This window comes from Aeromonas sp. 159 (assembly GCF_963862045.1).
GTDB lineage: Bacteria > Pseudomonadota > Gammaproteobacteria > Enterobacterales > Aeromonadaceae > Aeromonas > Aeromonas veronii.
Window position 1 is genome coordinate 69,404 of record NZ_CAWLMI010000082.1, and the last position, 12,910, is coordinate 82,313.

The 12,910-nt window shown below is 58.4% G+C and carries 13 protein-coding genes; 2 read left to right on the top strand and 11 right to left on the bottom strand.

Going from position 1 to position 12,910, the window contains the following annotated elements:
- Positions 1-59: 59 nt before the first annotated feature.
- The 3 genes from AACR14_RS14170 to dsdX all read right to left on the bottom strand — a co-directional run bounded on the left by AACR14_RS14170 (position 60) and on the right by dsdX (position 3,230).
- Complete coding sequence (locus tag AACR14_RS14170; RefSeq protein WP_005337712.1) at positions 60-236, bottom strand: hypothetical protein; 177 nt, start codon at positions 234-236, stop codon at positions 60-62.
- 308 nt (positions 237-544) lie between these two features.
- Positions 545-1,876 (bottom strand): D-serine ammonia-lyase, encoded by a 1,332-nt coding sequence (locus AACR14_RS14175; RefSeq protein WP_019446642.1) that lies wholly within the window; start codon positions 1,874-1,876, stop codon positions 545-547.
- A 16-nt stretch (positions 1,877-1,892) separates the two neighbouring features.
- On the bottom strand, positions 1,893-3,230 hold the full coding sequence (gene dsdX / locus AACR14_RS14180; protein WP_026035099.1) for a D-serine transporter DsdX: 1,338 nt from the start codon (positions 3,228-3,230) through the stop codon (positions 1,893-1,895).
- A 223-nt stretch (positions 3,231-3,453) separates the two neighbouring features.
- On the opposite strand from dsdX, the gene dsdC reads away from it, so the two are divergent.
- Complete coding sequence (gene dsdC, locus AACR14_RS14185; protein ID WP_019446644.1) at positions 3,454-4,398, top strand: DNA-binding transcriptional regulator DsdC; 945 nt, start codon at positions 3,454-3,456, stop codon at positions 4,396-4,398.
- Positions 4,399-4,566: 168 nt separating this feature from the next.
- On the opposite strand, the gene AACR14_RS14190 is transcribed toward dsdC, so the two are convergent.
- The 3 genes from AACR14_RS14190 to AACR14_RS14200 all read right to left on the bottom strand — a co-directional run bounded on the left by AACR14_RS14190 (position 4,567) and on the right by AACR14_RS14200 (position 6,607).
- Positions 4,567-4,743, bottom strand: a complete 177-nt coding sequence (locus tag AACR14_RS14190) for a hypothetical protein (protein ID WP_005337704.1) — start codon at positions 4,741-4,743, stop codon at positions 4,567-4,569.
- Positions 4,744-5,054: 311 nt separating this feature from the next.
- Complete coding sequence (locus tag AACR14_RS14195) at positions 5,055-5,504, bottom strand: C40 family peptidase (RefSeq protein ID WP_005337703.1); 450 nt, start codon at positions 5,502-5,504, stop codon at positions 5,055-5,057.
- Between the two features lie 194 nt (positions 5,505-5,698).
- Positions 5,699-6,607, bottom strand: a complete 909-nt coding sequence (locus tag AACR14_RS14200; protein ID WP_005337702.1) for a hydrogen peroxide-inducible genes activator — start codon at positions 6,605-6,607, stop codon at positions 5,699-5,701.
- Between the two features lie 146 nt (positions 6,608-6,753).
- Between AACR14_RS14200 and AACR14_RS14205 the strand changes: the two genes are divergently transcribed.
- The gene (locus tag AACR14_RS14205) at positions 6,754-7,356 is read left to right on the top strand and encodes a peroxiredoxin C (protein WP_005337701.1); all 603 of its coding nucleotides are present in this window, start codon (positions 6,754-6,756) and stop codon (positions 7,354-7,356) included.
- A gap of 278 nt (positions 7,357-7,634) precedes the next feature.
- On the opposite strand, the gene AACR14_RS14210 is transcribed toward AACR14_RS14205, so the two are convergent.
- The 5 genes from AACR14_RS14210 to cmoA are packed head-to-tail and all read right to left on the bottom strand — an operon-like array spanning position 7,635 to position 12,707.
- The gene (locus AACR14_RS14210) at positions 7,635-8,600 is read right to left on the bottom strand and encodes an alpha-L-glutamate ligase-like protein (protein ID WP_005353164.1); all 966 of its coding nucleotides are present in this window, start codon (positions 8,598-8,600) and stop codon (positions 7,635-7,637) included.
- Positions 8,601-8,603: 3 nt separating this feature from the next.
- The gene (locus AACR14_RS14215; protein WP_005337699.1) at positions 8,604-10,142 is read right to left on the bottom strand and encodes an inactive transglutaminase family protein; all 1,539 of its coding nucleotides are present in this window, start codon (positions 10,140-10,142) and stop codon (positions 8,604-8,606) included.
- A gap of 3 nt (positions 10,143-10,145) precedes the next feature.
- Positions 10,146-10,934: an ATP-dependent zinc protease family protein gene (locus AACR14_RS14220; protein WP_005337698.1), complete on the bottom strand. Its 789-nt coding sequence runs from the start codon at positions 10,932-10,934 to the stop codon at positions 10,146-10,148.
- Between the two features lie 52 nt (positions 10,935-10,986).
- Positions 10,987-11,964, bottom strand: coding sequence for a tRNA 5-methoxyuridine(34)/uridine 5-oxyacetic acid(34) synthase CmoB (gene cmoB, locus AACR14_RS14225; protein ID WP_019446645.1), 978 nt, complete (start codon positions 11,962-11,964; stop codon positions 10,987-10,989).
- On the bottom strand, positions 11,961-12,707 hold the full coding sequence (gene cmoA, locus AACR14_RS14230) for a carboxy-S-adenosyl-L-methionine synthase CmoA (RefSeq protein ID WP_005353159.1): 747 nt from the start codon (positions 12,705-12,707) through the stop codon (positions 11,961-11,963). Before cmoA ends, cmoB begins: the two co-directional genes overlap by 4 nt.
- Between the last annotated feature and the right edge of the window lie 203 nt (positions 12,708-12,910).

The following is a 12,910-nucleotide window of genomic DNA, read 5'->3' on the forward strand; positions in this document are numbered from 1 at the left end:
AGAAACGCAAAACCGGCGCCATGAGTGCCGGTTTTTTTATCGCGAAAGAGTGCAGGGGCTTATTGCGCCTGCTCTACGTGTTGCTGATAGCGTTGCTGCCATTTGCTGGTTTCTGCTTCATCGCCCTGAGCCTTCCAGAAGGCGCAGATGGTGTTGGCAAGTTCCGAAGCCATCGCGTGATCTCCGTCACGTCGGCTCATCAGATAATCTCCCAGCCAGCTTTGATATTGTTTCATTACCCGATCTCCTTATCTCATGTGCCCTTGAGGGTGCCCACCTTGACGGGAGCCTGTCGGCTCATCCTGGGGGGAACATCATCAGGCATGATGGTGCAAAGTCACGACCCGGGCAGAGAGCCCGATGGGCAATCTGGCGGCGAACGTGACGCGAGATGTCAAAAAATGAGCGCCATTTTAGCACAAACTGACCAACTTGGGGAAATTGTCGCCATGGATTGCGACAGAACTGTCCCATCCCCTTGTTCCCAAAACAGAAAACCCGCCGTGATGGCGGGTTGATTTGCAGATAAAAGTGGCAAAACAGCCTAGATCTTGGCGCTGGCCAGGTACTTTGCCATCTCTTCGGCGGGCACCATGCCACCGCCAGTGGCCCATACCAGATGGGTGGCCTGCGCCATGGTTGCCGCGTCCAGTCCCTGCGCGGTTTGCCATGCCGGTTCGGCCGCTACGCGCCACGGGCCAGCCATGCCGGCCAGCGCAGAGGGTTCCAGCTTGATCTGCTCATCGCGCGCCAGCAGTCCCAGCAGGTCATACATCTCCTGATCGCTCAGGGTGTAGAAACCCGCCAGCAGCCGCTCCATGGCACGGCCGACGAAACCCGAGGCGCGCCCCACCGCGAGGCCATCGGCTGCGGTGAGGTTGTCGATGCCCAGATCCTGCACCGCAATGGTATCGTGCAATCCGGTATGGACCCCTAGCAACATGCAGGGGGAGTGGGTCGGCTCGGCGAAGAAGCAGTGAACGTTATCCCCGAACGCGAGCTTGAGACCAAAGGCCACCCCGCCCGGGCCGCCGCCTACGCCGCAGGGCAGGTAGACGAACAGCGGGTGGTCGGCATCCACCTTGATACCCATCTGGTCGAACTGCTTTTTCACCCGCTCGCCCGCCACCGAGTAGCCGAGGAACAGGGTGCGGGAGTTCTCGTCGTCGATAAAGAAGCAGTTGGGATCGCGCTTGGCCTCTTTGCGCCCCTGTTCCACCGCCACCCCGTAATCTTCGGCATATTCGACCACGATGACACCGTGTTCACGCAGCTTGCGCTTCTTCCACTCCCGCGCATCGGCCGACATGTGGACGGTGACGGTAAAGCCGAGCTTGGCGCTCATGATGCCGATGGACATGCCAAGGTTGCCGGTGGAGCCCACTGCGATGCTGTACTGGCTGAAGAACTGGCGAAACTCGTCGCTGAACAGTTTTCGGTAGTCATCCTCTTCGCAGAGCAGTCCCGCCTTGATAGCCAACTGTTCGGCGTGGGTCAGCACCTCGTAGATACCGCCGCGCGCCTTGATGGAGCCGGATATGGGCAGGTGGCTGTCTTTTTTCAGCAGCAGTCGACCGGTGACCTCAACCCCGTAGCGCCGGTTGAGCGTAGCCTGCATCGCCGGAATAGCGGCGATCTCGGACTCCAGAATACCGTTGCTGGCGTGGGTCTCGGGGAAGGCTTCGCACATGTAGGGGGCGAAGCGGGCCAGCCGAGCGGAAGCGTTCGCCACATTGTTGTTATCGAGTCCCACATAGGGCAGACCGGCAGCCAGAGTGGTGGTGTTGGGGTTGAACCAGGTGACTGGCTCAAGCGCGATCAGGGATTGCACCAGTGGAAATTGCGCTGTGAGCTGTTGTACGTCGATGTTTTTCATAGTGTTCTCGGTCTTGTTACACGATAAAAGAGAGCAGGAAGGTACCGGCCTGCGCCATCAGGGAGGCGACAAAGGTGGCGGTGGTGTAGTACTTGAGCGTTTCGTTCAGGGTGGCGCCGCAATACTGCTTGACCAGCCAGAACAGAGAGTCAGTCACCATGGTGCAGCCAATGGCGCCGGAGCCGATGGCTAGGGTCATGATCTCCGGGCTGATGTTCGGGTAGTGCACCATGATGGGGGAGACAATGGCGGTGGCGCCTATCATGGCGACGGTGGCGGAGCCCACGGCGGCGTGCAGCACGATAGCCACCAGCCAGGCCAGCAGAATGGGGTGCATATCCAGCTGGGAGAGGATGGTGGCCAGGCTATCGCCCAGGCCACTTGCCTTGAGCACCCCGTTGAAGGCGCCACCCGCACCGATGATGAGCAAAATGTTGGCGATGGAGGAGAAGCACTCCTCGGTCTTGTTAAGCAGTCCCTCCATCTTCATCTGCTGGCGGATCCCCAGCACGTAGTAGGCGGTGAAGGCGGCGATAAACATGGCGGTGATAGGGTTGCCGATAAACTCCAGCACGACATAGAGGTGGCTGGCGTGCTCCATATTGAGCTCAGCGACCGTCTTGGCCAGCATCAGCAGGATGGGCAGCAGCACGGTAAAGAGCGAGGCGCTCAAGGTCGGGAGAGTGGCCTCATCGCGCGCCTTGATGTCGGCAAAGGCAGCGGGCACCTTCTTGAACGGGAGCCGGTTACCCAGCAGCTTGAGGAACAGCGGGCCGCCCACCAGCGAGGCAAACAGCCCGACCGCGAGGCCATAGACGATGACGGAGCCGACGTCAGCCCCCAGCTGATTGGTGACATAGAGGGCTGCAGGGTGGGGCGGCACTATGCAGTGCACGGCCATCAGGGCGGTGCAGAGCGGAATAGCCAGCTTGAGCAGCGAGGTATTGTTCTTGCGGGCGATGGAGAAGGCGAGCGGGATCAGCAGCACTACCCCCACTTCGACAAACAGGGTGATGCCGCACACCAGACCCACCAGCACCATGATGACATCCGGCGAGAGCCAGCGGCATCTCTGCAGGGCGAGACCGATGCGCTCTGCAGCCCCCGACACCTCCATCATCTTGCCGAGTATGGTGCCAAGACCGATGACGGCGGCGAGAAAGCCTAGCGTGCCGCCAATGCCCTCTTCCATGGCGCTGACCATCTTGAGGGGCTCCATCCCCATCAGGGTGCCGACATAGAAGCTCGCCAGCAGCAGGGCAAGGAAAGGATGAACCTTGCCCTTCACTATGGTGACCACGATAAGAACGATGCTACTTAGCAAGGTAGCGATGACCCATACCTCTGAACTCATACTGCGCCTCGACATCTGTTGTGTGTGATTGTTTATGCGCTTATTGAATGAAAATGAGGTGGGGCTGACAAATGATGAAATCGACCACTTGGATGAAATGAGATGATGCAAAGGCGCTACATTGGTCACAATTTATCGAAATCACACTCTTTGGGTCTTTTGGGTTCATCCTGAAGGTGGCCTGTGGGTGTATCATCGGCGGCCATTGCGAAGAGGGGGATGAATGTATAACGGGGATAATTACATATCGCGCAACAAGCTGCTGAGTGGCTACCAGCTGGCCAAGCTGCACACCTTCGAGGCGGCCGCCCGCCACGGATCCTTTGCCATGGCAGCTGATGAATTGTCGCTGAGTCCCAGTGCCGTGAGTCACCGGATCAGCGCGCTGGAAGAGGAGCTGGGGTTCAAGCTCTTTGAGCGTTTTCACCGCAAGGTGGTACTGACGGCGGATGGGCAGCGGGTGTTCTGGGCGCTCAAATCTTCGCTGGAGTTCATCAATCAGGAGATCCTGGAGATCAAGAATCAGGAGCTCTCCGGTACCCTGACCATCTATTCGCGTCCCTCCATCGCCCAGTGCTGGCTGGTGCCCAGGTTGGCGGATTTCTCCCGCCTGCATCCGCAGATCGAGCTCAATATCATCACCGGCAACGAGAACATCAACCTGCATGGTTATGGCATCGATTTGACCCTCTATTTCGATGAGAAGAGCCCGGAGCGGCTTGCCATCCACCCGCTGATGGATGAGTTCATGCTGCCGGTGTGCAGCCCGGAGTATGCCGAGCAGCACGGGCTTGTCGGCAATCCCGCCAACTTGTCCTTGTGCCGGCTGCTCCATGATCGGCAGGCATGGGGATTTGACTCGGATACCGATGAATGGAGCTGCTGGGCTCGCCACGCCGGGGTCAGCCTCGAGGCATGCCCGCTGAGCATGGGTTTTGATCGCTCGGATCTCGCCATCATCGCCGCCATGAATCACGCCGGGATCGCCATGGGGCGCAAGAATCTGGTGAGCAAGCGACTGGCACGCAACGAGCTGGTGGCCCCTTTTGCCGGCTTGGAGGTCAAGTGCGAGCAGCGTTATTACATGGCGACCCTGCCCAATCGGGCGTGTCCCAAGATCCAGGCCTTTATCGACTGGGCGCAGAAAATGGCTGCCGAGATGGAATGAACAGAGGCCGGTGCGCAAGAGCAAAATGAAGATGGTAAAGCGCGAGTGAACGAAGGTAGCGGTTTAACGTAGCGGGAAAATTGGGGGAGAGGGGTTGGCTGATGGTGGTTGGTCGCGAGTGGCCTTGCTGCCAACACCGGGTGGCTGGCAGCAAGGCAACGGTCGGGATCAGGTGGTCTTTTCCAGATGGTTCTGGTAAATCTGCTGCCACTTGTCCAGTTCGTTTTCATCACCCTGCTGCTGCCAGAACTCGCAGATGGAACTCGCCATCTCGCATGCCATGGCGTGGTCACCGTCACGGCGACTCATCAGGTATTGCCCCAGCCAGCTTTGATACTGTTTCATTGCACGATCTCCTTATCTATTTAACCCTTGATACTGCAGCTGTGGGACACCCGTCCGGCAGTGTCGCGCCACACTCCACTTTCGCCGCGCGCTGCTTGTTATTGCCTCGCTTGTTGTCAATCAGGACAGAGAGCGTATGAGAAAGAGGCGAAAGTGTTAAAAATTGGCCACCACCTTATCACAAAATGGTGTGATATGCAGGCTTTGGGGCCAATTGAGTTATAAGCGCGGGTTGTGTGTCCCGACATAGCGACAGGGATTGACGGAGAGTATCGGCACGCAACTTGTGCCGCAAGCAGGCGTTTGAGCGGTTACTGGGTCACCCGACGTGCCTGCCAGTAGCGACTGTTCCAGTAGACGTTGTCGAGGCGGGAGCGGATCACTCCCTTGCTGGTGGAGGCGTGAATAAACTCGCCGGCACCTGTGTAGACCCCCACATGGTACTGTTGCCAGCCGGTTTTGAAGAAGACCAGATCCCCGTGTTGCAGCCGGTAGCGATCCACCGGTTTGCCAATGCTGGCCTGAGATTCGGTGGTTCTTGGCAGGTTGAAGCCCAGCACTTGACTGTAGGCGAGCTGGGTGAAGGCGGAGCAGTCTAGCCCGGCGCGGCTGGCGCCGCCCATGCGGTAAGGGACACCGCGCCACTGTTGGTAGAAGCCATCGAAGGCACTGCTCTGCCGGGGGGCCGGAGGTGGCTCCGGCGTGCTGGAGCAGGCGGCCAGCAGCAGAGTCAGCAGGGATAGCAACAGCTTGCGATACATCGGGCTCTCTCCACGGACGGGTCTACCAAACGAGACATTTATCGAGCGCCATATCCTGCCAAATCGTTCTGGCTGCAGGAGGGCACGCGACAACTTTTCCATCATAAACAGGGATCTGGCTCCAGACCTAGTCTCCGAGAGGAAAAATGTGGTGGGGAACTGAAAAACGCCAACCCGAGGGTTGGCGTTTGTTGTCACTCGTTGTGGCTGATCAGCGGTTTAAGCAGCTCGGCCAGTTTGTAGAAGGTCTGCACCCGGGTGGTGCTGGGGCGCCAGACCAGCCCGATCTCGCGATAGGAGGTCTCTCCCGGCAGCGGGATGGCCACCAGATCGGAGTTGGCAAGAATGCCGGCATCGATGGCCATCTGCGGCAGGAAGGTGGTGCCAAGACCCGCTTCCACCATTTGTACCAGGGTGTGCAGGCTGGTGGCGGCGAACGGGTTGATCTTGCTCTTGTCCCGCAGGCGGCAGGCGCTCACCGCGTGCTCGGTGAGGCAGTGCTCCCGCTCCAGCAGGAAGATGCTCTGGTTGGGCAGCTCCTTGTAGTCGAACGGGGTATGCAGACCGGCCGCCATGCTGGCGGGCATCACCATGTGGAACGGATCCTGGCCGACGGTCTTGCAGTGAAATCCACCGATCTCGATGGGCAGGGCGAGGATCAGCAAGTCGAGCTGACCCTGTTCCAGTTGCTTGAGCAGATTGCTGGTGGTGTCTTCACGCAGCAACAATTCGAGGTCAGGATAGGTTTTGCTGCACTCTTTCAGCAGTTTGCTCAGCAGGAAGGGGGCGATGGTGGGAATGCAGCCAAGACGTACCGTCCCCTGCATCACGCCACCCTGATGTTGCCCGAGCTCCATCAGATCCCGCGCATCGGAGAGCAAATTGCGAGCGCGCTCGACGATTTCCATGCCGACCGGGGTCATAATGAAGCTCTTGTGGTCCCGCTCCACCAGTTGCAGGTTCATCATGTCCTCCAGCGTCTGGATCCCGGTACTCAGGGTCGACTGGCTGACATGACAGGCCTTGGCGGCGCGGTTGAAGTTCTTGTGCTCATCGAGAGCGACCAGATATTGCAGCTGTTTGAGGCTGGGCCAACGTTGCATAGAAAAACCCGATTAATGCTATCTATTTAATTTGATTTAACTAATCTACCACCGGGTCTATAGTTTGTCGCTTGAATTAGATGGACTTGGCTCTAGGTAGCCCAATCCTCACCGGATTGTTCACTTCACATAAAGAGGAATTGAATATGGTATTGGTAGGCCGTCCCGCACCCGATTTTACCGCCGCAGCTGTTCTGGGTAATGGCGAGATCGTTGATTCATTCAACCTGTCATCCCACATCAAAGGCAAAGCTGCCGTTGTCTTCTTTTATCCGCTCGATTTCACCTTCGTCTGCCCGTCCGAGCTGATTGCCTTCGATCACCGTTATGAAGAGTTCCAGAAGCGTGGCGTGGAAGTGATTGGTGTTTCCATCGATTCCCAGTTCTCCCACAATGCATGGCGTAACACCAAAGTGGAAGATGGCGGTATCGGTCAGGTCAAGTACCCGCTGATCGCCGACGTGAAACACGAAATCTGCAAAGCCTATGACGTTGAGCATCCGGAAGCCGGCGTGGCGTTCCGTGGCTCCTTCCTGATCGACAAGAACGGTGTCGTTCGTCACCAGGTTGTCAACGATCTGCCGCTGGGCCGCAACATCGACGAGATGCTGCGCATGGTCGATGCCCTGCAATTCCACGAAGAGCACGGCGAAGTGTGCCCTGCTCAGTGGGAAAAAGGCAAAAAAGGTATGCAAGCCTCTCCGGACGGCGTTGCCAAGTACCTGTCCGAGAATGCTGACTCCCTGTAATCGGGTCGTACTCTCCTTGAAGAACCGGCGTCTTGGCGCCGGTTTTTTTATACCTGTGAGTCATCTATCCCCCTGATATCGCCGGTCACACTCTTCTCGTTCCATTGTTCCATCGTTCCATCGTTCCATCGCTCTCCTCGCTATTCCAAGCAGCCGTTCGCTGGCGTACTCGTTGTTTCGAAATGAGGTGCTGATCTATGGTTGGGAAGGTATGTGACGACAGACAATCGCCATAAAAAAAGCGCGCCATAGGCGCGCTCAGTTCACAATCAGAGGCGTTACTCCTCAAAGATCCCGAAGTGATCCTTGGCGAAATTGACCCGCTGCTCCACGTTCATCTTCACCTGCCCCAGCTTCTCGATGGTCTTGAGGTTGGGCACCAGGCCGCGACCGTTGGCGATCTGGATGGCAAGACCAGGACGGGCATTGAGCTCCAGCAGCATGGGGCCGCGGAACTTGTCCAGCACCATGTCAGTACCGATATAACCCAGACCCGACATCTCGTAGCAGGAGGCGGCGAGGGTGAGCAGGGTATCCCAGTGGGGCACCTTGAGCTCATAGAGGTCGAGGCCGGTGTCCGGATGGTGGCGCAGCGGATTGCCAAACTGCACCGCCCGCAGGGCACGACCGGTACGCAGGCACAGACCCACCCCCACGGCGCCCTGGTGCAGGTTCGCCTTGCCGTCCGAGGCGGCGGTGGAGAGGCGCATCATCGCCATCACCGGGAACCCCTTGAAGATGATGACCCGGGCATCAGGTACCCCTTCGAAGGAGTAGCCGTCGAACACATCATCAAAGTTGATGAGGCCTTCGACCAGAGCCACGTCGGGCTTGCCGCCGAGGGAATAGAGCCCCGCCAGAATGTTGGAAACATGGCGCTCCAGATCCTGACCGGTAGAGGCGCTGCCGTTGGGTTTATAGAAGAGGCCATCTTCCTGACGCAGGATCACCAGGATCCCCTTGCCGCCCGAGCCACGGGCCGGCTTGATGCAGAAGCCCGGCCAATCTTTTACCAGCTCGGTGATGCGACCCACATCGTGCTGGGCACGGATGGTACCGATCAGCTCAGGCACGGTAACCCCTGCATCCAGCGCAATTTGCTTGGTCTGCAGCTTGTCATCCACCAGCGGATAGAGGCTGCGCGGATTGTAGCGGCTGATGTAGGAGTGGTTGCGCTTGTTCATGCCGAGGATGCCTGATTGGGACAGGCTCCACGGGGTTGTGTATTTTTCCCAGAACCACATCGGTTACTTGTCCTTACCCGGGGTGACGCCAGATTTCATCTCGTCCACCAGCGGCTTGAAGCGCTTCAGTTCGCTCAGCTTGTAGCCGGTGTAGTTACCCATCAACAGCACGGTCGCCATCAGCACCAGCTGCAGGCCGAGGAAGTTGAAGGTGAGGTGACGAATAAGTTCGTTATCCATGGCCAGATAGGCGATGACGGCAACCAGCAGAGAGCCACCACCCTGGCGGAACACCTCTTTCGGGCCCTCTTCTTCCCACAGGATGGACATCCGTTCGATGGTCCAGGAGAGGATGATCATCGGGAAGAAGGTGATCTTCATACCGTCGGTCAGCCCCAGCTTGAAGGCGAACGCGGAGAAAATACCGATCATCGAGATAACCATGATGATGATGGCCGATATTCGGGCGACCAGCAGCAAGTTAAGCCGCGACAGATAGGAGCGGATGATGAGACCGGTGCCGACGATCAGCAGGAAGCCGATGAGGCCGGTGACCAGTGAGGTCTGGATAAAGGCGACCGCGATCAGCACCGGCATAAAGGTACCTGAGGTCTTGATCCCCACCAGAACCCGCAGGAACACCACCATCAGCACGCCGATCGGGATCAGCAGCAAGCCCTTGAACAGGGTCTGCTCTTCCAGCGGCAGGCTGTGGATGGAGAAGTTCATCATCTCTGATTTTTCGAACTTCTGCGCCAGTGCCACGCTGACCGGCTGCTCCTGCTCGATCATCGAGAAGCTGACACGGGAGTTGTGACCACCGGTCACGTCCAGCAGGGCGCCGGAGTTGTATTCCCACAGCAGCAGGTTGGCCGGACGACCCTGTTCACCGGTTTGCGGGTTGAACAGCTTGTAGTCGGTCGGGCTGTTGAATACCTGCAGGTAATCCACCAGCTCCTGACGACGGCGGCCATCTTCCAGATTCAGGGCATGCACCACGCGGGTGGGGACGTCAGCATTGTTGAGCAGCTCGGCTATCAGGTTGGCGCGGCTCTTGTGCTTTTTCAGCAGCTCGGCGTTCTGCTCCTGCTTCTCGATCTCCTTGATGATCTCGCGAGTCAGGGTGTAGCCATCGGCAGAGCGCTCCTGTGCCCGCTCGAGGATTTGCTTCATCGCGGTGGCATAAGGCTCACTCTCGATCTGCTTCTCGATGGCAGGCGGCTGCGGATTGGCGGCCGGTTTGGCGTGGGCATCCGCCATCATGTCGACGCGGTAATAGAGCTCCTGACGGCCAGAGGCGGTGCGGATGGACCACTCGGCGCGGGCATCGCCATCTTTCTCGACAAAGGAGAGGCCGTAGCCGGGGCTGGCGGCGTTCTCGTTCATCAGGGTGAAACCGGGCTGGGTGCCCGGAATGGCCAGAGAGGCGATCACCGGCTCACCGGTCGCCTCAAACTCCAGCTTGGCTTCGATGGACCAGATCTGGCGCTTTTCACCGGGCGTCAGCGGCACATCCAACGCGATATGGTGATAGATCGTCATTCCCAGGCCGACAATGTACAGCAGGGCTACCAGCAAATAGAACGGCTTACGGGAAACCATGGATTATTTCACATCCTTGAGCTTGGGTTTGGGTTGGATATATTCGCGGGCCACATCAACCACGGCGATGTCTTTCAAAAATTCGCGACCCAGCAGCACAGGGAAGGTCATGTCGCTACGGTCTTTCAGGGTAAATTCGGCTTTCTCGGTCATGTCGCCAATGCGCACGGCCAGACGCACCACCGGACGGCGGTCCAGATCGTCGGCAGAGGCCTGACGCACCCGTACATGGCGTACCAGCGGCGCTTCGATCTGGATCTTGTCGTCCACTTCCTGATGGCTCAGGAAGAAGCGCACCCAGTTTTTGCCGTTGCGCTCGAAAATGGTGATCTCTTGCGCACTGATGGAGGAGGTGGTCGCACCGGTATCGACCCGCGCCTGGAAGGCGTCGTTGGCCGCATCAACCCAGATCCACTCGGCTTCACCGACCATCAGCTTGCCATCGATGGTGTGACCCTGATTGGGGGCCGGGCACTTCTCGGTGGGGATGGCCATCGGCTTGGGCGGCTCGGAGGGGAGGGTGGCGAGCTTGTGGTCTACTTGCTTGACGGACTCTTTCATATTGGTGACATCTGTGTTGAGCTGAACCAGCAGGTGCTGTTGCTGCACATACTGCTTCTGTTGCTGTTCCATGGATGTTTGCAGGCGCTGCTCGCTCTGGCTCAGCTCGCTGCGAAGCTCGGCCAGCGTCAGAGCAGGAACCTGAGGCGCTTTTTCCATATTGACACACCCGCCGAGACTAAGCAGGGAGAGCAGGGTCATTCCTTTTAATTTGCTTTTCATGTCATTCATTTAACTGTGCTTCCTGGAATTGGGTCAGTGTAACTTCCTGAATCGCCATCGGCTAGTCTTTGGCCTTGCGGGCAATCAGTACGGCACGTTTCGGCGCCGGGTGTCCTTCTACCGTGAGTGCCGGATTGTCTGGATCCAGATAGTCACTCAGGGATTCATTAATCATCCAGTCGGTACGACGCTGTTCGTCGGTGCTGGTCATATTCTCGTCTACTATCCGTACGTCGGTGAAGCCGCAGCGCTCGACCCACAGCTTGAGGGCGCGGCTTGAGGGAATAAACCAGACGTTGCGCATCTTGCCGTAGCGGTCGGTGGGCATCAGCACGTCGTTGACCCCGCCATCGATCACCAGCGTCTCCAGCACCAGCTCGCCATCATCTTTCAATTGATTGCGCAACTGCTCGATGTGCTCGATGGGGGATTTGCGGTGATAGAGCACCCCCATGGAGAAGACGGTGTCAAAAGCACGCAGCTCAGGTAGCTCCTGAATACCGAGCGGCAACAGGTGGGCGCGCTGATCATTGCCCGCGAAGTGGCGAATGGCCTCGAACTGGCAGAGGAACAGCGGGCTAGGGTCGATGCCGACCGCCAGCTTGGCCCCTTCACCCACCATGCGCCAGAGGTGGTAGCCGCTGCCGCAACCCACATCCAGCACGTAACGGCCTTCGAGCGGGCTGATATGAGGCAGCACCCGATCCCACTTCCAGTCAGAGCGCCACTCGGTATCGATGTGGATGCCGTGCACGGTGAACGGCCCCTTGCGCCAGGGCATGAAGTGGCGCAGCAGGCTCTCGACCTTCTTGCGTTCACCTTCGCCAAGGCTCTCGGCAGAGCCGATTTCGACCCGGCTTTTCAGCTCGACGTTGCCGGGGGAGACCACCGGCAGCTTGTTGAGGGCTCGATTCCAGCGCGGCAGGTCGCCATGCTGGTTGTCATGTTGCCAGGCGTGCAGCTGGGCGGGCAGGGTATGCAGCCAGTGGCTCAGCCGGTTTTTGGCAATCAGTTGATAGAAATTGGCAAAGTCGATCATGGCTGGGCGTCGCTGGATTTGATGGCAATCATGGAGCCGAAGTTGAAGCACTGGAACCAGAGATCCTGATGGACGAAACCGGCGTCCCGTAGGCGAGCCTGATGCACCGGCAGGCTGTCGGTGCGCATCACGTTCTCAAGGGCGGTGCGTTTCTGGCTGATCTCCAGTTCGCTATAGCCGTTGGCCCGCTTGAAGTCGAGGTGCAGATCGATGAGCAGCTCGTTGACCGGTTCATCTTCGAAGCGGAACTTTTCGCTCAGGATCAGGATCCCGCCCGGGCGCAGCCCATCGTGAATGCGCTGGATCAGGGCAGCCCGCTTCTCGGGCTCGACAAATTGCAGGGTGAAGTTGAGCACCACCACGGAGGCGTTCTCGATCTCGATGTCGCAGATATCTGCTTCCACCAGCTCCACCGGCACCTCGGATTTGAAACCGGAGAGGTGGGCGCGGGCACGCTCGATCATCGGATGGGAGAGATCCACCGCGGTGATGCGGCAGCCGGGCTGGCTGACATGGCGACGCATCGCCTGGGTCGCGGCGCCCAGTGAGCAGCCGAGATCATAGAGTCGGCTCTCGGGTTGGGCGTAGCGGGCGGCCATCATGCCGATGGCAGAGATGATGTTGCTGTAACCCGGCACCGAGCGCTGGATCATATCGGGAAACACGTCGACGACCTGTTCGTCAAAACAGAAGTCTCCCAATCGGGCGATCGGGGCGGCAAAAATTTGATCTTTGGTATGCATGCTGGCGCAACCTGACAGTCGGGACATCACCCGGCTGTATTGTTCAATTGAGTCGTTGGGTGACACCCATCAGAGTAGATTTATCACCTGTTTACGAACGGGGTGGCTGGTCGTGAAATCCTTTGGACCTGTCCTGTTCGTACGGGCCATGTTCCGGACCCTTACTTGGGGCGGTAGTGTAGAGGATTGATGGCCGTTTGTCT

Coding starts and splice junctions, on each gene's coding strand:
- AACR14_RS14170 (WP_005337712.1), bottom strand. CDS start 236: ATGAAACAATATCAAAGCTGGCTGGGAGATTATCTGATGAGCCGACGT.
- AACR14_RS14175 (WP_019446642.1), bottom strand. CDS start 1,876: ATGAAAAACATCGACGTACAACAGCTCACAGCGCAATTTCCACTGGTG.
- dsdX (WP_026035099.1), bottom strand. CDS start 3,230: ATGAGTTCAGAGGTATGGGTCATCGCTACCTTGCTAAGTAGCATCGTT.
- dsdC (WP_019446644.1), top strand. CDS start 3,454: ATGTATAACGGGGATAATTACATATCGCGCAACAAGCTGCTGAGTGGC.
- AACR14_RS14190 (WP_005337704.1), bottom strand. CDS start 4,743: ATGAAACAGTATCAAAGCTGGCTGGGGCAATACCTGATGAGTCGCCGT.
- AACR14_RS14195 (WP_005337703.1), bottom strand. CDS start 5,504: ATGTATCGCAAGCTGTTGCTATCCCTGCTGACTCTGCTGCTGGCCGCC.
- AACR14_RS14200 (WP_005337702.1), bottom strand. CDS start 6,607: ATGCAACGTTGGCCCAGCCTCAAACAGCTGCAATATCTGGTCGCTCTC.
- AACR14_RS14205 (WP_005337701.1), top strand. CDS start 6,754: ATGGTATTGGTAGGCCGTCCCGCACCCGATTTTACCGCCGCAGCTGTT.
- AACR14_RS14210 (WP_005353164.1), bottom strand. CDS start 8,600: ATGTGGTTCTGGGAAAAATACACAACCCCGTGGAGCCTGTCCCAATCA.
- AACR14_RS14215 (WP_005337699.1), bottom strand. CDS start 10,142: ATGGTTTCCCGTAAGCCGTTCTATTTGCTGGTAGCCCTGCTGTACATT.
- AACR14_RS14220 (WP_005337698.1), bottom strand. CDS start 10,934: ATGAATGACATGAAAAGCAAATTAAAAGGAATGACCCTGCTCTCCCTG.
- cmoB (WP_019446645.1), bottom strand. CDS start 11,964: ATGATCGACTTTGCCAATTTCTATCAACTGATTGCCAAAAACCGGCTG.
- cmoA (WP_005353159.1), bottom strand. CDS start 12,707: ATGCATACCAAAGATCAAATTTTTGCCGCCCCGATCGCCCGATTGGGA.